Genomic DNA, 19,592 nt, shown 5'->3' on the forward strand with positions numbered 1-19,592 from the left:
AGGGAGCCACTAAGCTCCCTTTCACATTCGTTCTATTTCCCGGAAAGCTCTTCCACTTCCAGCATCAGATTTTCCCAATCTTCCGTGCTCTGTTCCAGCTTTTGCTTGATATCGGCATAAAAGCGGTTCATTTCAGCTAATGCAACAGAATCATTGTAAATTTTGGGATCGGATAATTTGCCTTCGGTTTCCGCTTTTCTTACTTCGAGATTGTTAATGGTATCTTCCAGTTCCTCGATCTTCTTTCTCGCCTTTTTCAGCTTCTGAGCATCCTCGTTGGATTGAGGTTTGCCATTGTTTTTATTCTGGCTGGCAGCGGCAGGCTGGCTCTTCTGCGGTGGCGCGCTGCTTACCTGCACTTTTTCGCTCACCGCTGATTGTAATCCACGCTCTTCCACCCAAATCTCATACTCTTCGTAAGTACCAGGATATTCCTTAATCTGATGGTCTTCGATGTACCAGATCTTGTTCGCAATATTTTCTACGAAATAACGGTCGTGCGAAACGACAATGTAGCTGCCTTCATATTGCTGTAATGCCTGGATCAGGATATTGACTGATTGCATATCCAGGTGGTTAGTAGGCTCATCCAGCAGCAGGAAGTTCGCCTGTGAAAGCAACACCTTTGCCAACGCAACCCGCGATTTCTCCCCCCCGGAAAGCACCTTGATCTTCTTGAAAACATCGTCCCCTGTAAAAAGGAAGCATCCCAAAACGGTCCGCAGTTCGGTTTCTGTCTTCGTAGGGTTGGCATATTTCAATTCCTCAATGAGGTTGTGTGCCACATTGAGGGATTCGAGCTGGTGCTGTGCGTAAAATGTAAACGATACGTTGTGTCCAAGCCTTCTCTTACCTTCGATAGGCTCCGTACCGGCCACAATGCGGAGGACCGTAGATTTCCCACGGCCGTTTGCACCGATGAGCGCGATCTTGTCGCCGCGCTCCATGCTGATGTTGGTCGCGTCGAGGATCACTTTGTCGCCGTAAGCCTTGGAAGCATCTTCCAGTTGAAAGACGTGGCGGCCTGGTTGGGTTGTAAACTGGAAGCGGAAATGCACTTTGGCATTCTCGTCCATTACCTCGTCCACGATTTCCATTCTGTCCAAAGCTTTCACGCGGCTTTGTACCTGGCGCGATTTGGTAGCTTTGGCTTTAAAACGTTCGATAAAACGCTCGGTCTGGCGGATTTTGGCCTGCTGGTTTTCGTAGGCACCGCGCTGAATATCGTTGCGAAGTGCTTTTTCTTCCAGGTAATAGGAGTAGTTTCCGGCGTAATAATTGAGTTTCCCGCCTGAAACTTCCACAGTCGTATCAATCGTATTGTCGAGGAACTGGCGGTCGTGGGAAACGACGATCACGGCGCCTTCATAATTCTGCGTGTATTTTTCCACCCATTGAATGGACGGAAGGTCCAGGTGGTTGGTCGGCTCATCCAGCATGAGGAGCGACGGCTTTTGCAAAAGCAGCTTCGCAAGCATGACGCGCATACGCCAGCCTCCCGAGAACTGGCGCAATGGCAGGTTCAGGTCGGCGGTCGAAAAGCCGAGGCCTTCCAGGATCGCTTCTGCCTTGGATTGTACCGAATACCCGTCCAATGCCTCGAATTCTTCCTGCACGCGGGCAAGTTTGTCCACGAGGTCGTCGCTATAATTATGCTCCATATCATGCAGGATTTTATCCATCTGCACTTGGAGCACATTTTGTCTTTCAAATGCCTGCATCGCTACCGAAAGGATCGAATCCTCGGTTTGGTACGAAAGCAAATCCTGGTTGAGAAAGCCGATCGTACAATCGCCGGCTTTGGAGATCGAGCCGCCGTCGGGCTGGAATTCTCCGTTGATCATGCGCAGGAGGGTAGACTTGCCGGTACCGTTCAGTCCGATAAGCCCGATCTTTTGTTTTGGCTTTATATGTAGTGAGGCGCCGTCGTACAATGCACGGTCGCCCAGAAAATAGCTGAGGTTCGTAATCGCGATCATAGTGCAAAGGTACGGGGAAAGAAGCAGATAGAAAAAGCACGATGTTGGAATAGTTATAAAGGCATTTGCGATGTCATTATGAATAGGTTATTTATGTAAATTTGGTCAATGAACAATCTATTCCCGATATTTCTTAAACTCGAAAACCTGCACACGCTCATTGTGGGCGGAGGCTACGTAGGTTTGGAAAAAATTACTGCGGTCCTTGATAACGCTCCGCTCGCTCGCGTGACGCTCGTTGCCCCCGAAATCCGTGAGGAAATAAGGGAGATTGCCGCAGCGAATTCCCGAATAAATCTAATTGTGCGGAAGTTTGAGGATGACGACCTGCTGGAAAAAGACCTGGTGATCGTGGCCACAAACGACAAGTCCGAGAACAAGAGGATCTGGGAAACGGCCCGCGCCCGGCATATACTCGCGAACGTAGCCGATACGCCTGACATTTGCGATTTCTACCTCTCTTCGGTCGTCAGAAAAGGCAACCTCAAAGTGGCCATTTCTACAAACGGAATGTCGCCCACATTTGCCAAACGGCTAAAAGAAGTTCTTGGCGAAGCGCTGCCGGACAACCTCGAAACGGCTATGGAGCAGCTCAAAGCGGTCCGCGATATGCTGAAAGGCGATTTTGCCTCGAAGGTCGACGAACTGAATCGGATTACTTCGGTTTTGACGGAAAAGAAGAAATATATCCGGTAAAAAGCGCTTAAATCGTGTTTCCCGGGCAATAATATGCGATTTTGCAGTGTTTTTAGAGAGATAATTTGTCAAAATAACACTGCGGGCTTCAACGGTATCGGGATTTTGTGCGTATTGAGTATATTCTTTTGCTTTTGCGCAAATAGCATTGCTTTAATTTTTGTCACCGCCGGTGGTGGAATGTTTTCGCTTTTCGTGCGATAATCCGTATTATTGAATCTATTAATTTTTAAACCCGCTTCGGGCGGACGGACAGTTATTTGGGGTTAGACTTATACTTATTTATATGAATCTTTTCTATCGGATCAGTGGCCTGAGTCGGCTTATTGCGTTGCTCCTGGGTATCTTCTTTCTGTCCGTTTTCGCTTCTCCGTTTTCTTCGTTTGCATTTACCGCCGATATCGACGTGAAAGGTGTCGTAAAAAGCAGCACCGGCGAACCGCTGATCGGGTCGACTGTGCGCGTGAAGGGTTTGCAGAAAGGAACCGTAACCAATGAAAAGGGCGAATTCCTGTTGCAAGGCGTTTCTGACAACGCCACGCTTGTGGTTACCATGATCGGCTTCCTGCCCAAAGAGGTGAAAGCAGCCCGAAGCCTGACTATTGAACTTGTAGAGGACGCCGTAGGCTTGCAGGACGTGGTTGTAACCGGGTTTCAACAAATCAATAAAGATAAATTCACAGGTTCGGCGGTAACGCTTAAAACCGACGATGTGAAAATCGATGGTTTGCCCGACGTTAGCAAGATGCTGGAAGGCCGCGCGGCGGGGGTTTCGATTCAGAACGTGTCCGGTACTTTCGGAGCTGCTCCCAAGATCCGTATTCGCGGCGCTACCTCGCTGAATGGCGCCAATAAGCCGCTTTGGGTGATCGACGGCGTTGTGCAGGAAGACATTGTAAATATCTCCAACGACCAGCTTTCCAGCGGAGACCCTACAACATTGCTTGGTTCTGCCGTGGCAGGCCTTAACCCGAACGACATCGAGACTTTCGACATATTGAAAGATGCCGCCGCAGCGGCATTGTACGGCGCGCGTGCAATGAACGGGGTGATTGTAATCACGACGAAAAAGGGTAAGAGCGGTAAGCCAGTGATCACTTATTCGGGCAATTTTAGTACGCAACTCGTGCCTTCTTACCGCAATTTCAATATCATGAACTCGGCACAGCAAATGTCGGTGTTGGGGAATTTGGAGCGGGACGGTTATTTGGGCACGGGTATCCTTTCCAAACCGGACTACGGCGTTTATGGAAAAATGTACAATTTGATTCAGGTGGGCAATGACCAGGGGAACTTTGATCTGATGAATAACCCGGAAAAGAGGCGCCAATTTTTGTTAGGCTATGCGAATGCCAATACAGACTGGTTTGATGTCCTTTTCAAGCAGAATTTTATCCATGAACATTCCCTGAGTGTTTCGTTCGGGACGGAGAAATCCAATTCGTACGCGTCGGTCAGTTACCTGGACGACAATGGCTGGACGATCGCAGATAAGGTAAAAAGGTATACACTCAATTTCAATAATAATTACCAGCTTTCTGACCGCCTGAGTATTGGTTTGACAACGCTGGCGTCGGTTCGGCGGCAACAGGCACCTGGCTCATTAAGTAGAAGAAGCAACCCGGTAGAAGGTAAGTTTGACCGCGATTTCGATATCAATCCATTCAGTTATGCATTGAATACCAGCCGGACGCTCACTGCTTACGACCAGAACGGCAATCTTGAATTCTTCAGAAGAAATTTCGCTCCGTTCAATATCATATCCGAGCTTGCCAATAACAGGCTTAACCTGACATTGGCGGACATTAAATTACAAGGTAATCTGTCCTATAAGATCACGGATAACCTGAGCTACGATTTCCTGGGTGCTTTGCGGTATATTCAGACGGGCCGTGAGCACATTATCACCGAGCACAGCAACATGGCAAACGCTTACCGGGCGGCCGACAACGCCACCATCGCGGCGGCTAATAAGTATCTCTATGTTGACCCGGATGACCCGAATGCGAATCCGGTGGTGGTTCTGCCGAGTGGCGGTTTCTATAACCGCAATGAAGACCAGATGCTTTTTTACAACGTCAGGAACAACCTTCGCTATAACCAGAAATTCGGGGAAAGGCACGAAGTCAATGCATTGATTGGGCAGGAAGTAAAATTTACCAATCGACAGAATTCCAATAACACCGGTTACGGGTTCCAATACGATCAGGGGGGGACGCCGTTTGTCGACTACCGCATTTTGAAACAAACGATTGAAACCAACTTCCAATACTACGGAATGCAAATGGATTATGAGCGTTTCGCGGCATTCTATGGAAGCCTTGGTTACACGCTGGATGGAAAGTATAACGTGACAGGTTATGTTCGTTACGATGGTTCGAACCGCTTCGGGAAGTCAGCGATTGCACGGTGGTTGCCTACGTACACCATTGCCGGTTCCTGGAACTTCGACCGCGAGAATTTTTTCAAAAACCTGAGCTGGCTGAGCATGGGGCGACTGCGGTTGAGCTACGGGCTTTCGGCAGATACGGGTCCGGCGACCAATGCCGCGGTGTTGCTGCAAAGCATCATCACTCGCAGGCCATATGCGGATGAGAAAGAATCGGCGATCCAGCTAGCTGCGCTGCAAAACAAGGAGCTTACGTGGGAGAAGTTGTACAGCGGGAATGTCGGATTGGATGTAGGATTATTTGCTAACCGCATCAATTTTACATTGGACGGCTATATCCGAAATAGCTTTGACCTGATCGACCAGATCAAGACCTCCGGAATTGGTGGGCAAATCTATAAGGTTGCCAACTACGCAGATATGGAATCTTATGGTGCCGATTTTTCTGTGGATGGCGTATTGCTCAAAACCCGCGACTGGGATTTCCGTTCCCGTATTACATTCGGCTACTCGCACACGCTTATTACGAATGTGGACAACAGCCCTGGTATATTCGACCTCGTGAAAGCCGAAGGTGCCAATGTGCAGGGCAAGCCGGTGCGCAGCCTTTACTCGATCGATTATAATGCATTGAACCCCAAAACCGGTGTCCCCGTCTTTATCAACGAAAAAGGCGAAGTAAGTTCTGATGTGTATTTGCAGGATCAGAATGTCCAGTACCTCAAATATGAAGGGCCGGTTGATCCGCCATTTACAGGTGGCTTCAACAATACATTGACTTATAAGGGGCTAACACTAAACGTGTTCTTTACTTATCAGGCGGGTAATAAAATCAGGCTTAATCCCTTGTTCAGGGGTGCATTCAGTGATCTGGATGCGATGCCAAAAGAATTTTACGACCGATGGGTGATTCCCGGTGATGAAAGGTATCCTGCAAAACCTTCGATTTCGGATCAGCTGGAATTGCTGTATCTCCAGGGCACTTATCCGTACAACATCTATAACTATTCAACTGAACGTGTTGCGAAGGGGGATTTTGTGCGGTTGAAGTCGGTATCGCTGGCCTATAAGTTACCGTTGCAGGTGATTTCCCGCTATGGATTTAAGGCGGCGAGCATACAGCTATCGTCGATCAACCCGTGGCTGATTTATTCGGATAAAAGACTGAAAGGTCAGGATCCTGAGTTTTTTAACTCGGGTGGAGTGGCGCAGCCGATTCAAAAGCAATTTACCGTTGCGTTGAAACTGACATTGTAAGGTTTGAGGATGATCTATTAGGAAGAATATGACTACCATCAAAAAAATAAAGACAATCGTGCTGATCCTCCCACTTCTGGCGCTGGCCGGTTGTGAGGACTTTCTTTCGAAGGAACCGGACAGCACCCGGGCGATTATCAATACCCCCAAACAGGTGTCCCAGTTGCTTACGACCGCTTATCCGCAGGCTGGCTACATTGTATTCTCGGAAGGAATGAGTGATAATGTGGCCGATAAGGGAGCCGGTCAGGACGATAAAACAAACCGTGCTTCTTTCCTTTTCGAAGTCGTGGAAGCAACCGTAGATGAACAGGATTCGCCTGATCAGTACTGGGCGGAATGTTACCGGGCGATTTCGGTAGCGAATGAAGCGCTGGACATTATCAGTAAAGTTGCAGACCCCGAAAAATACAACGCACAGAAAGGGGAGGCGCTGCTGGCCCGGGCATATGCGCATTTTATGCTGGTAAATTACTATTGCAGGTTTTTTGACCCGCAGCAAGCCAACGATAGCCCGGGTGTTCCTTATGTAACGGTACCTGAGGATGTTGTGATCAAGCAGTATGAGCGGGGAACGGTAGCCGGCGTGTACCAGATGATTGAAAAGGACTTGCTGGAAGGGCTTCCGCTGATTAGTGACGGTTCGTACACCGTGCCTAAATACCATTTCAATATCGCCGCTGCGAATGCATTTGCGAGTCGTTTTTATCTGGTTAAAAAAGACTATCAGAAGGTTTTGCAATACACAAATGCCGCATTTCCGGGCAACAATTTTGCCGAAAATCTCCGTCCATGGAACACTACTTATTCCAGCCTGTCGCCGGAAGAGTTGTTCAGGCTCTATTCCCGTGCAAACCAGAATGCCAATTTGCTGCTCATCGAAACGTCATCGACGTACGGACGGTATGTGGCCAATTACAGGTATGGCATGACCTATCCGAAATGGCAGGAGATTTCGGACAGTGAACGGATTATCACAGGGGGAGCCGGATGGGCGTATCCACTTTACTATCGGGGCGATAACAATTACTTTATTCCCAAGCTGACGGAGTATTTCGTGCGCGAGTCGGTTAATGCCGAGATCGGACTTCCCTATGTGATGTTGCCCGCTTTTACTGTGGAAGAGGTGCTCTTCAACAGGATTGAAGCCAATGCTTATCTCAATAATACAGCCGCCTGCATTACCGATCTGAATACTTACATCAGCAAACGGGTCGATAACTACGACGCGTCACAACATAAGGTTACTGCGGCCAGTATGCAGAGCTATTTCCGGACAGGTAATCTAAGGAACAACATTATAGAAACCGTGTTGGCATTCAAGCGCGTCGAGTTCGTACAGGAAGGAATGCGCTGGTTTGATCTCCAGCGTTATAATACGACGGTGACACATGAAACCCGCAGTGGATCGGTTATTTCGGTTCCTGCGGGGGACAACCGCAGGGTATTGCAGATTCCGCAGACAGCAGCACTTTCAGGCATAGCACAGAATCCCAGGTAAGAAAGCCATTCAACCATGAAAATGATATTCAGAAGTTTTACCCACTGCATTATTGCTGCCCTGCTGGCGGGCACGACCATGATGTCCTGCAAGGAAGAAAGCCTGGGCAATGTGGACGATATTCCGGGATTGGGCGGCGACGTCTGGGCGGAGGGGCCGATTGACAAGTGGATTCAGGACAGTCTGGTTGTACCTTACAATATTTCCGCAAAATATAAGTGGGACCAGTTCGAGTTCGGGAATTTAACGAAGACCCTCGTGCCGCCGGATGAAGCGCAAGTGATCCCGTTGCTTAGCACCATCAAAAAAGCGTGGACAAATCCCTACGTGGAGGAAGCAGGAAAGGTCTTTTATAACAAATATTCGCCCAAATTTTTCATTCTCTCGGGTAGTAACGAGTATAATACCGAGGGTTCTATTACGCTGGGAACCGCAGAAGGGGGGCGGAAAGTGATTTTGTACGGCGTGAATCTTTTTAAGATTAAAGGAATGGCAGGCTATGATCCCGGAAGAGATTCTTCTTTTGTAAAAGACTGGTTCCTGCACACGATTCACCACGAATTCGGCCATATTCTACATCAGACAGTGTTTTATCCCGTTGAATACAAGAACATTTCAAAAGCATATTATCAAGGTGGGAACTGGATCAACTGGAGTGATGCCGATGCACGTCGCGATGGCTTTATTACGGCTTACAGCTCCTCGGCTTTTGACGAGGATTTTGTGGAGATGATCGCAATGATGCTCACCGAAGGAAAGGCCGGTTTCGACAAGATTGTAAACTCCATACCGGAAGGGACAAGTCCGAGCGGCGTAACAAAGGCGCAGGCGCAGGCCGCGTTACGGCAAAAAGAGGCTATTATTGTAGCCTATTATAAGAATACGTGGAAAATTGATTTTTACAGTCTGCAAAAAAGAGTGCGGACTTCGATGAATAAACTTTTTTAATGGCAGATGAAGAGATCTTTTTTATACCTATTGTTCCTGACTACCGTTTTCTTCTCCTGCGAAAACAAAGACGATACGGTTTTTGAAGAATCGGCGGACGTGCGGTTGAATGCGGCATTGGCCTCGTACGAAAAGCAACTTGTGGAAGCACCTTATGGCTGGAATGCGGTGATTTATCCGGGGGGAGGAGGTAGTTACGGGTTTTATTTCAAATTCGACGATAAAAACAGGGTAACGATGTACTCCGACTTTTCGGATGCCTCGGCTGCCAAATCAAAGGAAAGCAGCTATCGGCTAAAAGCCATGCAAACGCCTTCATTGATCTTTGATACTTACTCTTACCTGCATGTGCTGGCGGATCCCGACGACGAGGTAAACGGCGGTACACTTGGAGAAGGCCTCAAATCCGATTTCGAATTCAGCATTTATGGTGATTCTCTAACAGCGGACCGTATGGCGTTCGTTGGTCGCAAAAACCAGAGCCGACTGGTACTCACTAAGGCTACCCAGGCACAGGCAACAGCTTATGCGAATGGCGACTTGGCTAAGGCGTTGCTATTCAATAACATTGGTAAATACATTCCCTACTTCAAGCGTGTTACACTGGGAGCGAATACCTACGAAATCACCGTTAATCAAAATTCCAGGACTATTAAACTTACCTGGCTGAACGGAAGCACGCCGAAGACTTTCACAACGAACTACTACCTCACACCCGCGGGCGTTGCATTCGTATCTCCTCTTGTAAATGGCTCGCAGACGATCACAGGTTTCGGGAATATTACCTGGAATGCGAATACGACCCAGCTGGGTTTCTCCGGTGGGGGAGCAACAGGCACCGTCGTAAGTGCGATCAAGCCTATATCGGTGGATCTGGCGGCGTCCAAAAGATGGTGGCAGACCCCCATCGAGTCGGGCGGAGATTGGCGGTCGTGGAAGGGATTCCATGTTAACGGAGTGGATGACGCATTCAAGGTCGCTGACCTGAAATCGGATGAGTCGATATTCGCGTTTTACATCTATCAACCCGGCGTCAGCAGCCGGAATGACTTGTTTGCGCCTATTTTTTATGACGGCGCGAGCATTTTCCTCGATTACGGACATGCACCGGCTCCGCCTACATTTACGGCTGACGGCCGGGCAATATTTGCGCCGGCAGGTACCTATGGCACGATTCCGGCGGGAGGGGCAGCGGCAGAATCAGCCAAGTTGCTTTACGATCCCAGCGGTTTTTACCTGATCCAGACGTCGGATGAAACCTACGATATGGTAAGCGCGAAAGACGCGAAGTCTTGGATTACCTGGGAATAGCGGGTTCCTTACCAGTATTTGCCGTTTTTCCGTGCAAACCAGTATCCCCGCCAGAATATGCGCACGTGATTGAACAGCGTTGGTATCAGACCGAAGTGTTTTCTGAGCACTTTGTACCGGTCGGTGAGCGATCGGCGATGGTTTTTGACCGACAGGCCACCCAAGAGGTACCGGCAGAGCGTGAACGGCAGAAATTGTACAGTCTCTGCCCGTTTCAGACATTCTATTTCCCAGTCGATGTCTGCGCTGAGATTGGCATATTCGTAAAACGGCGCGATGTCTTTTCTCGCGATGAATGCCTGGTGGCAGACTTTCATACCCAATGCGAAATCCTTCCAGTGAAGTTTTGTGGGCAAAGTGTGGGGTGTGAAATGGCTGCGTAAGCCGACTTCGGTACCGTCTTCGCGGACCATCATAGCGTCGCTGTAATAGACGTCAGCCCCGGTTTCAAGAGAGGATAAAAGGTTTTGTAAAGTCTGGCTATTAAAAGCCTCATCTCCCGCATTCAAGAACCAGACGTACTTCCCGGAGGCAAGCCGCAGTCCCTTGTTCATGGCGTCATAGAGGCCTTTGTCCTTCTCGGAGATGATTTTCGAGATGAAGTGATACTTCTCCGCAATAGCAAGTGTCCGATCTTGGGAACCGCCGTCTATAATCAAATATTCCAATTGCGTCGAATTCTTCACGGCGGATAGCGCTTTTTCCACGCTGTCGAGCGTGCGTGCGAGGAATTTTTCGGCCTGGAAAGTAACTGTAATAATCGTTAACAGCGGGCTATTATCCATGAAGCAGGGAGTCATAAAGTTGGGAATACTGCCTGGCGACCACTGTCTCCGAATAATGCTCCAAAACCTTCCTGCGTGCATTCGCCGAAATGCGACCATCGCCATTGTGTTTCAACACCCATTCGATACCCTCCGAAAGTGAAGGCGCAGATTTGGGTGCGGCTACGAAGCCATTTTCCAGATGATCTATCATTTCCGGAATGCCACCGGTGTTGAAACCTACGACCGGTGTTCCACATGCCATGGCCTCCATAATCGTGTTCGGGAGGTTGTCTTCCAGCGAAGGGACTATGAGCATGTCGGCTGCACTGTAGGCTTGTACCATTTGACTTGCGTCTGAGATTTTGCCCAGAAAATGCGCCCTTACCGGCATATCCCTGAAATCGTCAGCCTTCCCTTTGCCAAGGATCATCACTTCGGTGTCCGCGAGATTGGGGTGGCGTATTGCTTCCTGAAAGTATGTAAACCCTTTGCGTGGATCCTGTGTGTTGGCTCCGGCGAAAAGGAGCAGTTTCTTATCCGCGGGTAGACCGAATGCTTTTCGCGCTTCGTTGTGGTTACCGGGTTTGAAAAAATCGGTGTCGATGCAATTCGGGATGGCCTGCGAGGGCATACCACTGGTCAAAGCGGCATTTTGAACGAGGCTATCCAGCCACCGGCTGGGAGAAACGAATGTTACAGGCACTCCTTGAAAAAGACCATATTTCTTCTCGAATTGGGCAAATGCAATATCGTATCTGCCTGGCTTTTTGAGGTAAGGGCAATAGCAACAATGCGAAAGATAGCGCTCGCAGCCGCGGTTATAATGACAGCCGCCGGTAAATGCCCACATATCATGCAATGTCCATACGATCGGTTTCCCAAGCGCAAACAGTTTTTCGAGCGACTGGAGCGAAAGAAATCCAAAATTGATCCAATGCAAATGAATGACGCTGGCTTGCCTGACGAGCGGGTGATCGGCAATATCGGCTCCGATCACAGCGGGAGAAAAGGCAAAACGGACCGATTTGTCTTTTTCATAGGGAAGGAAACTTAGCCTTTCCATGACGAAATTCGCCCACGCCTTTTTGGATTTCCAGGGGCTATCCGCCCAGGCAGTGGTCTGCGGGCCGGGGCAGGAGATTTCCGAGACCATCAAACGCGAATCGACCTCCGCATTAAGTAACGCCTGGTGCAACCTTGCCGCCGCGACCCCGGCGCCTCCTTCCCAGTGAAAAGTACTTAGTTGAAGCACCATTTGATCGCTATCGATAATTCGTGTTTTGGCCGGATGTTTGTTTCAGGCAGTATTCCATGAGGCATTCCATTCGGGTAAAATTAATAGTTCTGCCTTTAAATACTTTTTTATTCGATGAAACTATCTTTATCGCCAAATCAGTAACCCGTAAAAATGTCAAGCGAAAAACGAAGCCACGAAGCGCATTCGGAATGGTATGAGTTGCAATTCGGAACTCAGGAGGCGAAGAACAAGGTCATCGAATTGTGGGAATACGATAATGCGAATCATACCATTAACCATTGGATTCACAAGCGCATGCTGGACCTGACGGACCCGTTTGTGAGCGAAAAGAAGTCGTGGCTGACGGTCGGGGATGGTTATGGTTTTGATGCCAATCATTTTTTCAAAAAAGGATTGGATGCTACCGCGAGCGACATTGCAGGCACATTTTTGCCGTTATCGAAAGAAAGAGGATTCATTGAAAAATATGCGGTAGAGAATGTAGAGCACCTGACATTTGCCGACAATAGCTTCGACTATGTTTTCTGCAAGGAGGCGTACCATCATTTCCCGCGTCCGTACCTGGGCGTATACGAGATGCTGCGGGTCGCACGCGAGGCTGTGATCCTGGTCGAGCCGCATGATCCGATCTCGAAAATGCCCTTTTTGTTGGCATTAAGAAATATTTTCGATCGCTTCGATACCAAGGCGCTGCAAAAATATTGGAAAAACAGGTATTCTTTCGAAACAGTGGGGAACTACGTTTTCAAGCTGTCGGAGCGGGAAATGGATAAGCTTGCGAATGGGATTGGCTTACCGGCGGTCGCTTTTAAGGGTATCAACAACAATTACTATCATCCGTCCTATGGTCGTGAAAAGGCGGACGATTCTTCGCCGGCGTTCCGTAAGATCAAGCGAAAGCTTGCGTTCCATAACTTTCTTGTAAAGGCTTCACTAATGCCTTCGCAGGTGTTGTGCGCTGTTATCTTCAAGAAACTGCCTTCCGAACAAGTTATGAAGGCTATGCAAAAGGAGGGTTTTCAAGTGCATATTTTCCCGCCGAACCCGTACGCACATTGAGATTGAACCGGTGATCGTGCGTATTTTATTTTGCTGACTTCTGCCTGAAACCGACCTGCCTTCTTTCCTTCTGCGGTGGTTCTAAAAGGTAGCTGAGTGCCTGGTGGATGTCGTTGAATTTTATTTGCATTTCATCTTCCAGCTTGTCGATTCGAGCTCCAAGTTCCTTTGAATCAATATAATGCTGCCGGATGTTTACAAATGCGCGCATGATCGTGATGTTCACTTGTATCGCTTTGTAGCTGTTCAAAACGCTCGATAACATGGCTACTCCCTGTTCGGTAAAGGCGAAAGGCAGATACTTCGCGTGACGCCCTTTACCTTTCTCTAAGGTCACAATTTGTGACCTTAGAGAAAGGTACTCTTCCCGTGTTAGCTCGAACATGAAATCGTCAGGAAACCGCTCGATGTTTCTCCTAACGGCTTGTTTTAAAGCTTTTGTTTCAATTTCATACAATTCTGCGAGATCAAAGTCCAACATGATTTTGCATCCGCGAAGCGTGTGAACTTTGTTTTGAATAACCATTAATTCCATAAAGATTACCAAGAATAGTTATGACCACTTTATTCAAATACGCTCGCATTTCACTTTGGTCACACGTTCGTTGATAATTTTTTGGTAGGCTGAAATATGCCTAGTTTTATGGGCGAACATTCAATAAAGTACCTTCCATGTTACTCGGATCAGATGTGAGAATTGCCGTTATCGGACTTGGTTATGTCGGTTTGCCGCTGGCCGTCGCTTTTAGCAAAAAGTATCCCGTAACCGGCTTCGATATCAAAAAAAGGCGCATTCAGGAGCTGAAAGATGCTTATGACACGACCAAGGAAATATCCCGTCAGGATCTGCGTGAGGCTGTTAACCTGACGTTTTCGTGGGATGATGAGGCATTGAAGGAGTGCAACGTGTTTATCGTGACTGTCCCCACGCCCGTAGATCATTACAAAAAGCCCAATCTCACTCATCTGCTGAGAGCCAGTGCAATGATTGGACAAATGCTAAAAAAAGGCGATGTGGTAATCTATGAATCCACAGTTTATCCTGGCTGTACCGAAGACGATTGCGTGCCAGTGCTGGAACGGGAAAGTGGCTTGAAATTCAATGAAGGTTTTTTCTGTGGCTACTCGCCTGAACGCATCAATCCGGGGGATAAGGTTAACACTTTCACAAAAATCAAAAAAGTAACTTCGGGCTCAACGCCGGAAACGGCTCGTTTCGTGGATAGTCTGTATGCGTCGGTGATTGATGCAGGTACGCACCTGGCGTCCAGTATTAAAGTAGCGGAGGCCTCGAAGGCAATTGAAAATGCGCAGCGGGACGTAAATATCTCGTTTGTAAATGAGTTGGCGCTGATTTTCGACCGGATGAATATCGATACCACGGAGGTGCTTGAAGCCGCTGCTACGAAGTGGAATTTCCTGAAATACAAACCGGGGCTTGTCGGCGGGCACTGCATTGGCGTCGACCCGTATTATCTGGCTTACAAAGCAGAGTCGTTGGGATATTATCCACAGGTAATCCTTTCCGGCCGTAGGGTAAATGATATGATGGGTGTATTTGTGGCTAACAAGCTGGTGAAGCTTATGATCCGCAAAGGGCATAAGATCGAAGGCAGCCGTGTGCTGATTCTTGGTATTACATTCAAGGAGAATTGCCCCGACATCCGCAATACGCGGGTTATCGATGTTTACCGCGAGCTTACCGACTTCGGCATGCGGGTGGAAGTGTACGATCCCTGGGCGTCGGGAGAGCAGGTACTGGAAGAGTATAATATTGCATTGCTGGACAAGCCCGCGGGCACGTACGAGGCGGTTGTCCTGGCCGTGGCGCATCAGGAGTTCAAGACAATGGAGTTCGGCGAGTTTACCGTCCCGGATTCGGTCGTATTCGATTTGAAATCAGTATTACCACAAGATATGGTCGATTCAAGACTGTGACCGGTGTTTATTCCCGCCATCCGAAGATGTTCAGCTGCAAATCCATCACGTCGTTACCACGGTAGCGATGGTTCACAAATGGCCGGAGCCGGTGCTGATTGGTATCCACATAATAACGAAAACCGTTCTCTTCAAAAACCTTCACCACATCAGCCAGGCCCTGCGCATTGCCGATGTAGGAGTGGAATTCCACGAAAAGGTTTTGCACATGCGCGAGTGAGTCCCGGCAATCATGCAATACGTCGATCTCAGCTCCTTCAATATCCATTTTCAGAAAATCAATCCGGCTTTCCTTTTCCAGAAAGTCTTTCAGGCGAATGGAATCGATTTTTCGCTTTTGGGCGGTCGAATAAATGGAAGAAGAATCCGCCGATTCGCTGCCGAACCAAATGCCATCGTCATTGATCCACACGGCTTTGTCAATAATCTCGACATTGTTCACGCCATTGCTTCCAAGGTTGTGGCGTAACAGCGAGGCAATTGCGGGCTCAGCCTCGAATGCAAGCAATCTGGCTTTGGGGAACAGTCTTTTGAAATACAGAACGCTCATTCCAATATTCGCACCGCAGTCGAAAATCACCGGTTGGGATTGCTTGGTTTCAAAGTAATAGAACTCGTCTGCAAAGATTTCCTTATGCTGCCAAACGAACGACATGGTATCGGGGACTTTAAGTTTGAATCCGCCGAATGCGACGTCCGTCAGCTTGTAGCGGGTGCGGTTGCCGTATTTGAGCAGCAATGCCATAAATTCCCGGTTCCGGGCCGAGCCGAGGGCATGATAAGGTTCTTTAAGCAGGTAACGGAGCCAATACATATGTATAGTAGGTCAAATGCCGTATTTGACCCGGTTTTTGATTTTTAAAAGGAAAGGTAACCGGTAATATTGCCGGAATGCAGTGATCAAACCAGCGTCAGGTTTCAAATCGGGGGGCATAACCACGTCTCCTTCCGCCATTTCTTCTCCGTATTCCCCGGATTTGAAAGTGAAATTAGTGCCGCTGCCGTCGGTTCCGATATTTTTGATTTTGGAATGGACCGGATAAAGTCCATACGCGTCGTTGGCGAACTGTGAATAAGTCCAGCGGATAGCCCACGAATCGATCACGCCTTTTTGTTGCTTGGCCAGCATTGGCCACAGGTCGTCACCGCCCTGGTTAAACGCATTTTGCCTTTTGTCGTCGTTTTTCAGGCTTTGAAAATCACGCATCTGCCAATCGGCCTTTGCCCATTTGTGTGCCCAGGTTCCCCAGCCCCAGGAGCTTGCCCGCGGTACCAGGTACAGGTCATGCGGGTAACTTTCCGGAACGTCGATAGGTGGAGTGTAACCGGTTACCGAAAAAATATCAGATCGCCCGGCATAGACGTCCAGCGCCTGGTTCATAAATGACAAAAAATCTGTGGTGCTCAGCATATCGTCTTCCAGTACAATCACATCAGTGTGTTTGGAAAGCACATAGCTGACTCCCTCGATCACAGAAACCGCCAGACCCTTATTTTGCGGAGATTCGAAGATCGTTACACTTTTGAAACCCGTAATGCCCGAAATGTACTCGCGCACCTCTTTCACAGCTTCCGCCTCTTGCGTGTACTTTGGCCCGTCGGAATAAATATACAATTCGCTTTCGGAAGCGAGCGCATTCATTTGCAGGCTCTTGACGGTCTGCTGCAAATGCCAGGGGCGGTTATAGCAAAAAAGAACGATCGGGGCATGGGCGCGCATGAGCTCATTTGTCTGTTATCGTTGCAAAAGTAGGCCGAATCGTTTCTAAATCACAACAAATGCGAAAGTAGTAAAATGTCGGGGCGGCGAGTTTTGGTGGCCAAACTGTACTACCTTTGCAGAAAAACTGTCGTCGAAGTCGTTGAAAATAATATGCGTGATGGGCGCGCGGCCCAATTTTGTGAAGGTAGCGGCCCTGTACAGAGCCTTCTCAAAATATCCGGGATTTTCCGTCAGCCTGGTTCATACAGGTCAGCACCACGACGATGCCATGTACAAGGTATTCCTGACGCAGCTAGGCCTTCCTGAACCGGATTTCTCTTTGTGCATTCACGGCGGTTCCCACACCAGACAGACGGCAGAAATCATGCTGGCTTTCGAAAAGGTGCTTTCGAGCGAAACCCCGGACCTCGTGGTGGTTGTCGGCGACGTCAATTCGAGTTTGGCCTGCGCATTGGTGACGGCGAAAGAAGGCATAAAGCTGGCGCATGTGGAGGCCGGATTGCGGAGCGGCGACAAAAGCATGCCCGAGGAAGTCAACCGCATTTTGATCGACCATATGTCCGACGAGCTTTTTGTTTCAGAGGAAGCGGCTGTGAGCAATCTGCAAAATGAAGGTATAGCACCGGGCAAGATCCATTTCGTGGGTAATGTAATGATCGACTCGCTGGTTTCTTGCCGGGAAAAAATATCGGAGCTCGCATTGCTGAAAGATTTGGGATTGGAAAAAGGTAGTTATGTGGCGTTGACGATGCATCGGCCGTCGAATGTAGACTCGCCTGCAGGCCTGGCATTGCTGGTGGATTTGATACAAAACTTGTGTAAACTCAGGCCGGTGGTTTTTCCGGTTCATCCCAGGACAAAATCGAACCTTATCAGTCATGAATTCTGGAATCAGCTCGAAAATTGCAACGATTTGTATTTGCTGCCACCCCAGGGTTATCTGGAATTTATTAATCTGATTTCCAATGCAGCTCTTGTGATCACCGATTCTGGCGGTGTGCAGGAGGAAACTACATTTTTGGGCGTGCCCTGTGTGACTTTCAGGAAGTCCACGGAACGTCCATCGACAATCCGGGAGGGGACGAACAGACTTGTGGGTGATTTGGACGTGGCTTATGGGATGGGTATTATAAGTGAAGTTATAAACGGAGAGAAGAACCAAACTTCTTTGCCTGCGCTATGGGACGGCCTTGCATCGGACCGTATTGTGCAAATAATCCAAAAGAAGTATTTAAAATAGATTGATGTGGGAATTGTTGTTCGACAAAGCTTAAAGGCGGGGATTGGCTCCTATATCGGGGTTGGGATTGGAATTATTAATCAAATGTATGTTTCTACCAAATTTCTTTCGGTAGAAGAATTGGCGCTGACCCGGCTGCTTTTCGAGAACAGTTTACTTTTTGCTGCTTTTGCACATTTGGGTACGCCGCTTATCGCGGACAAGTTTTTTGCAAACTTCAGGGATGACGATTCCGGGCACAATGGCATATTGCCACTCCTTTTAGGTTTGCCGTTTGTGGGAGGTTTATTATTCACGATCCTTTACCTGCTATGTTCGGGATGGATACAAGAGTATTATTCCGAAAATTCCCCGTTATTGATCAAATACCATATTCTGGTAATTCCTCTGACGATATTCTGGCTATACCTGGCTGTATTGGAATCTTATTGCCGGAATAATTCGCGCATTGCAGTTCCCAATTTTATCCGTGAAGTTTTCCTGCGATTGGCCAACATAATGGTCATTCTGATGTTCGGATTCGGTTGGGTGAGCTTCCAGGTAATGCTCTGGATGCTGATCGCGTCTTATGGGCTGGCCCTGATCTCTCTAATCGTTTATATTCACAGGTTGGGAAAATGGTATTGGTTTAAACCCAATCCGGAAATACTCACCAGGCCATTATTCAGAAGCATGCTCGCCTACGGAAGTTTCTCAATCCTCGGCGGCATAGGCGTAAACCTGATGCTTTTTATCGACCGCTCGATGCTGGCGGGAGAGCGGGGGCTTATTCAGACAGGAATATTTATCATTGCCGCATATATAGCCGGGGTAATTGAAATACCCAAGAAAGCTATTTCACAAATATCGATTCCTTTATTATCTACCTCCCTGGGAAAGGAAGATTATGAATTTGTTCGTCAGATCAACGTCAAATCAGCATTGAACCAATTGATCGCAGGAGGATTATTCTTTTTGCTGATATGGAGCAGTATTGATGATATTTTCCTGCTCATTCCCAAAGGCGAAACCTATCGCGAAGGTAAGCTCGTGGTGCTTTTCCTGGCATTGGTAAAAGTATTCGATACCGGAACAGGGCTCAATACGGAAATAATCCTCTATTCGAGGTTTTATAAATATGCAACGTACCTCATTCTGGGGTCGGCTGTTTTGGGCTTTTTATTGAACGTCTTGTTCATACCCATGTATGGTTTTATCGGGGCTGCGTTAGCTACCATGATCACGACGTTTCTTTATTCAATGTCGAGGTTATTTCTGGTCTGGCGTAAATTTGGCGTTCAGCCTTTCTCGCAGGGAACCGTGAAAGTTGTACTGGTGCTGGCTGTGTTGTATTTATGCACTTTTCTTGAACCGGCATATACTATTTCCAAATTGTCGGCCATGATCGCGATCGTGCTCCGGTCGGCGTTTTTATGCGTGGCTTTCGCAATTTTGATACTTAAACTGGATGTTTCGCCGGAGATAAGGGCGCTTTTTGAGACAGCCAAAAAGCGGCTGCCCTACGTGAATGGTAAATGATCCGAAGC

15 protein-coding genes are annotated in these 19,592 nt (G+C 48.2%); 9 read left to right on the forward strand and 6 right to left on the reverse strand.

Features of this window, described 5'->3' with window-relative positions; translation table 11 throughout:
* Positions 1 to 32: 32 nt before the first annotated feature.
* Positions 33 to 1,979, reverse strand: a complete 1,947-nt coding sequence (abc-f, locus tag ACQ4MZ_RS10765) for a ribosomal protection-like ABC-F family protein (RefSeq protein WP_430844905.1) — start codon at positions 1,977 to 1,979, stop codon at positions 33 to 35.
* Between the two features lie 108 nt (positions 1,980 to 2,087).
* On the opposite strand from abc-f, the gene ACQ4MZ_RS10770 reads away from it, so the two are divergent.
* The 5 genes from ACQ4MZ_RS10770 (at position 2,088) to ACQ4MZ_RS10790 (ending at position 10,081) form a co-directional block, all read left to right on the forward strand.
* Positions 2,088 to 2,675, forward strand: coding sequence for a precorrin-2 dehydrogenase/sirohydrochlorin ferrochelatase family protein (locus ACQ4MZ_RS10770; RefSeq protein ID WP_430844907.1), 588 nt, complete (start codon positions 2,088 to 2,090; stop codon positions 2,673 to 2,675).
* Between the two features lie 286 nt (positions 2,676 to 2,961).
* Positions 2,962 to 6,321 (forward strand): SusC/RagA family TonB-linked outer membrane protein, encoded by a 3,360-nt coding sequence (locus ACQ4MZ_RS10775; RefSeq protein WP_430844909.1) that lies wholly within the window; start codon positions 2,962 to 2,964, stop codon positions 6,319 to 6,321.
* Between the two features lie 28 nt (positions 6,322 to 6,349).
* Positions 6,350 to 7,822: a RagB/SusD family nutrient uptake outer membrane protein gene (locus ACQ4MZ_RS10780; RefSeq protein WP_430844910.1), complete on the forward strand. Its 1,473-nt coding sequence runs from the start codon at positions 6,350 to 6,352 to the stop codon at positions 7,820 to 7,822.
* Positions 7,823 to 7,837: 15 nt separating this feature from the next.
* On the forward strand, positions 7,838 to 8,770 hold the full coding sequence (locus ACQ4MZ_RS10785; protein WP_430844912.1) for a zinc-binding metallopeptidase: 933 nt from the start codon (positions 7,838 to 7,840) through the stop codon (positions 8,768 to 8,770).
* A gap of 6 nt (positions 8,771 to 8,776) precedes the next feature.
* Entirely contained in the window at positions 8,777 to 10,081 is a 1,305-nt protein-coding gene (locus ACQ4MZ_RS10790; RefSeq protein ID WP_430844913.1) for a DUF4302 domain-containing protein, read from the forward strand.
* A gap of 8 nt (positions 10,082 to 10,089) precedes the next feature.
* Here the strand turns inward: ACQ4MZ_RS10790 and ACQ4MZ_RS10795 are convergent, their stop codons facing one another.
* Together ACQ4MZ_RS10795 and ACQ4MZ_RS10800 are read right to left on the reverse strand one after the other, a co-directional pair.
* Entirely contained in the window at positions 10,090 to 10,866 is a 777-nt protein-coding gene (locus ACQ4MZ_RS10795) for a glycosyltransferase family 2 protein (RefSeq protein WP_430844914.1), read from the reverse strand.
* On the reverse strand, positions 10,859 to 12,103 hold the full coding sequence (locus ACQ4MZ_RS10800) for a glycosyltransferase family 4 protein (protein WP_430844915.1): 1,245 nt from the start codon (positions 12,101 to 12,103) through the stop codon (positions 10,859 to 10,861). The genes ACQ4MZ_RS10795 and ACQ4MZ_RS10800 overlap by 8 nt, the downstream gene beginning before the upstream one ends.
* Positions 12,104 to 12,256: 153 nt before the next feature.
* Between ACQ4MZ_RS10800 and ACQ4MZ_RS10805 the strand changes: the two genes are divergently transcribed.
* Positions 12,257 to 13,165 (forward strand): class I SAM-dependent methyltransferase, encoded by a 909-nt coding sequence (locus ACQ4MZ_RS10805; protein WP_430844917.1) that lies wholly within the window; start codon positions 12,257 to 12,259, stop codon positions 13,163 to 13,165.
* Positions 13,166 to 13,190: 25 nt separating this feature from the next.
* On the opposite strand, the gene ACQ4MZ_RS10810 is transcribed toward ACQ4MZ_RS10805, so the two are convergent.
* A complete protein-coding gene (locus ACQ4MZ_RS10810) occupies positions 13,191 to 13,700 on the reverse strand; it encodes an ORF6N domain-containing protein (protein ID WP_430844919.1) in 510 nt (169 codons plus the stop codon).
* A 137-nt stretch (positions 13,701 to 13,837) separates the two neighbouring features.
* Here ACQ4MZ_RS10810 and ACQ4MZ_RS10815 point away from each other — a divergent pair, with 137 nt between their 5' ends.
* Complete coding sequence (locus ACQ4MZ_RS10815) at positions 13,838 to 15,103, forward strand: nucleotide sugar dehydrogenase (RefSeq protein ID WP_430844921.1); 1,266 nt, start codon at positions 13,838 to 13,840, stop codon at positions 15,101 to 15,103.
* Between the two features lie 7 nt (positions 15,104 to 15,110).
* Here ACQ4MZ_RS10815 and ACQ4MZ_RS10820 read toward each other — a convergent pair whose 3' ends face one another.
* Positions 15,111 to 15,917, reverse strand: a complete 807-nt coding sequence (locus ACQ4MZ_RS10820; RefSeq protein WP_430844922.1) for an FkbM family methyltransferase — start codon at positions 15,915 to 15,917, stop codon at positions 15,111 to 15,113.
* 12 nt (positions 15,918 to 15,929) lie between these two features.
* Positions 15,930 to 16,823: a glycosyltransferase gene (locus ACQ4MZ_RS10825; RefSeq protein WP_430844924.1), complete on the reverse strand. Its 894-nt coding sequence runs from the start codon at positions 16,821 to 16,823 to the stop codon at positions 15,930 to 15,932.
* Positions 16,824 to 16,965: 142 nt separating this feature from the next.
* Here ACQ4MZ_RS10825 and wecB point away from each other — a divergent pair, with 142 nt between their 5' ends.
* Together wecB and ACQ4MZ_RS10835 are read left to right on the forward strand one after the other, a co-directional pair.
* Positions 16,966 to 18,066 (forward strand): non-hydrolyzing UDP-N-acetylglucosamine 2-epimerase, encoded by a 1,101-nt coding sequence (wecB, locus tag ACQ4MZ_RS10830; protein ID WP_430844926.1) that lies wholly within the window; start codon positions 16,966 to 16,968, stop codon positions 18,064 to 18,066.
* 84 nt (positions 18,067 to 18,150) lie between these two features.
* Positions 18,151 to 19,584 (forward strand): polysaccharide biosynthesis C-terminal domain-containing protein, encoded by a 1,434-nt coding sequence (locus tag ACQ4MZ_RS10835; RefSeq protein WP_430844927.1) that lies wholly within the window; start codon positions 18,151 to 18,153, stop codon positions 19,582 to 19,584.
* Positions 19,585 to 19,592: the final 8 nt, after the last annotated feature.

This window comes from Dyadobacter sp. BHUBP1 (genome assembly GCF_050587785.1).
Taxonomy (GTDB): Bacteria; Bacteroidota; Bacteroidia; order Cytophagales; family Spirosomataceae; genus Dyadobacter.

What these genes read in the sequence shown, in the direction of transcription:
- abc-f (WP_430844905.1), bottom strand. Translation starts at nt 1,979, where the DNA reads ATGATCGCGATTACGAACCTCAGCTATTTTCTGGGCGACCGTGCATTG.
- ACQ4MZ_RS10770 (WP_430844907.1), top strand. Translation starts at nt 2,088, where the DNA reads ATGAACAATCTATTCCCGATATTTCTTAAACTCGAAAACCTGCACACG.
- ACQ4MZ_RS10775 (WP_430844909.1), top strand. Translation starts at nt 2,962, where the DNA reads ATGAATCTTTTCTATCGGATCAGTGGCCTGAGTCGGCTTATTGCGTTG.
- ACQ4MZ_RS10780 (WP_430844910.1), top strand. Translation starts at nt 6,350, where the DNA reads ATGACTACCATCAAAAAAATAAAGACAATCGTGCTGATCCTCCCACTT.
- ACQ4MZ_RS10785 (WP_430844912.1), top strand. Translation starts at nt 7,838, where the DNA reads ATGAAAATGATATTCAGAAGTTTTACCCACTGCATTATTGCTGCCCTG.
- ACQ4MZ_RS10790 (WP_430844913.1), top strand. Translation starts at nt 8,777, where the DNA reads ATGAAGAGATCTTTTTTATACCTATTGTTCCTGACTACCGTTTTCTTC.
- ACQ4MZ_RS10795 (WP_430844914.1), bottom strand. Translation starts at nt 10,866, where the DNA reads ATGGATAATAGCCCGCTGTTAACGATTATTACAGTTACTTTCCAGGCC.
- ACQ4MZ_RS10800 (WP_430844915.1), bottom strand. Translation starts at nt 12,103, where the DNA reads ATGGTGCTTCAACTAAGTACTTTTCACTGGGAAGGAGGCGCCGGGGTC.
- ACQ4MZ_RS10805 (WP_430844917.1), top strand. Translation starts at nt 12,257, where the DNA reads ATGTCAAGCGAAAAACGAAGCCACGAAGCGCATTCGGAATGGTATGAG.
- ACQ4MZ_RS10810 (WP_430844919.1), bottom strand. Translation starts at nt 13,700, where the DNA reads ATGGAATTAATGGTTATTCAAAACAAAGTTCACACGCTTCGCGGATGC.
- ACQ4MZ_RS10815 (WP_430844921.1), top strand. Translation starts at nt 13,838, where the DNA reads ATGTTACTCGGATCAGATGTGAGAATTGCCGTTATCGGACTTGGTTAT.
- ACQ4MZ_RS10820 (WP_430844922.1), bottom strand. Translation starts at nt 15,917, where the DNA reads ATGTATTGGCTCCGTTACCTGCTTAAAGAACCTTATCATGCCCTCGGC.
- ACQ4MZ_RS10825 (WP_430844924.1), bottom strand. Translation starts at nt 16,823, where the DNA reads ATGCGCGCCCATGCCCCGATCGTTCTTTTTTGCTATAACCGCCCCTGG.
- ACQ4MZ_RS10835 (WP_430844927.1), top strand. Translation starts at nt 18,151, where the DNA reads ATGTATGTTTCTACCAAATTTCTTTCGGTAGAAGAATTGGCGCTGACC.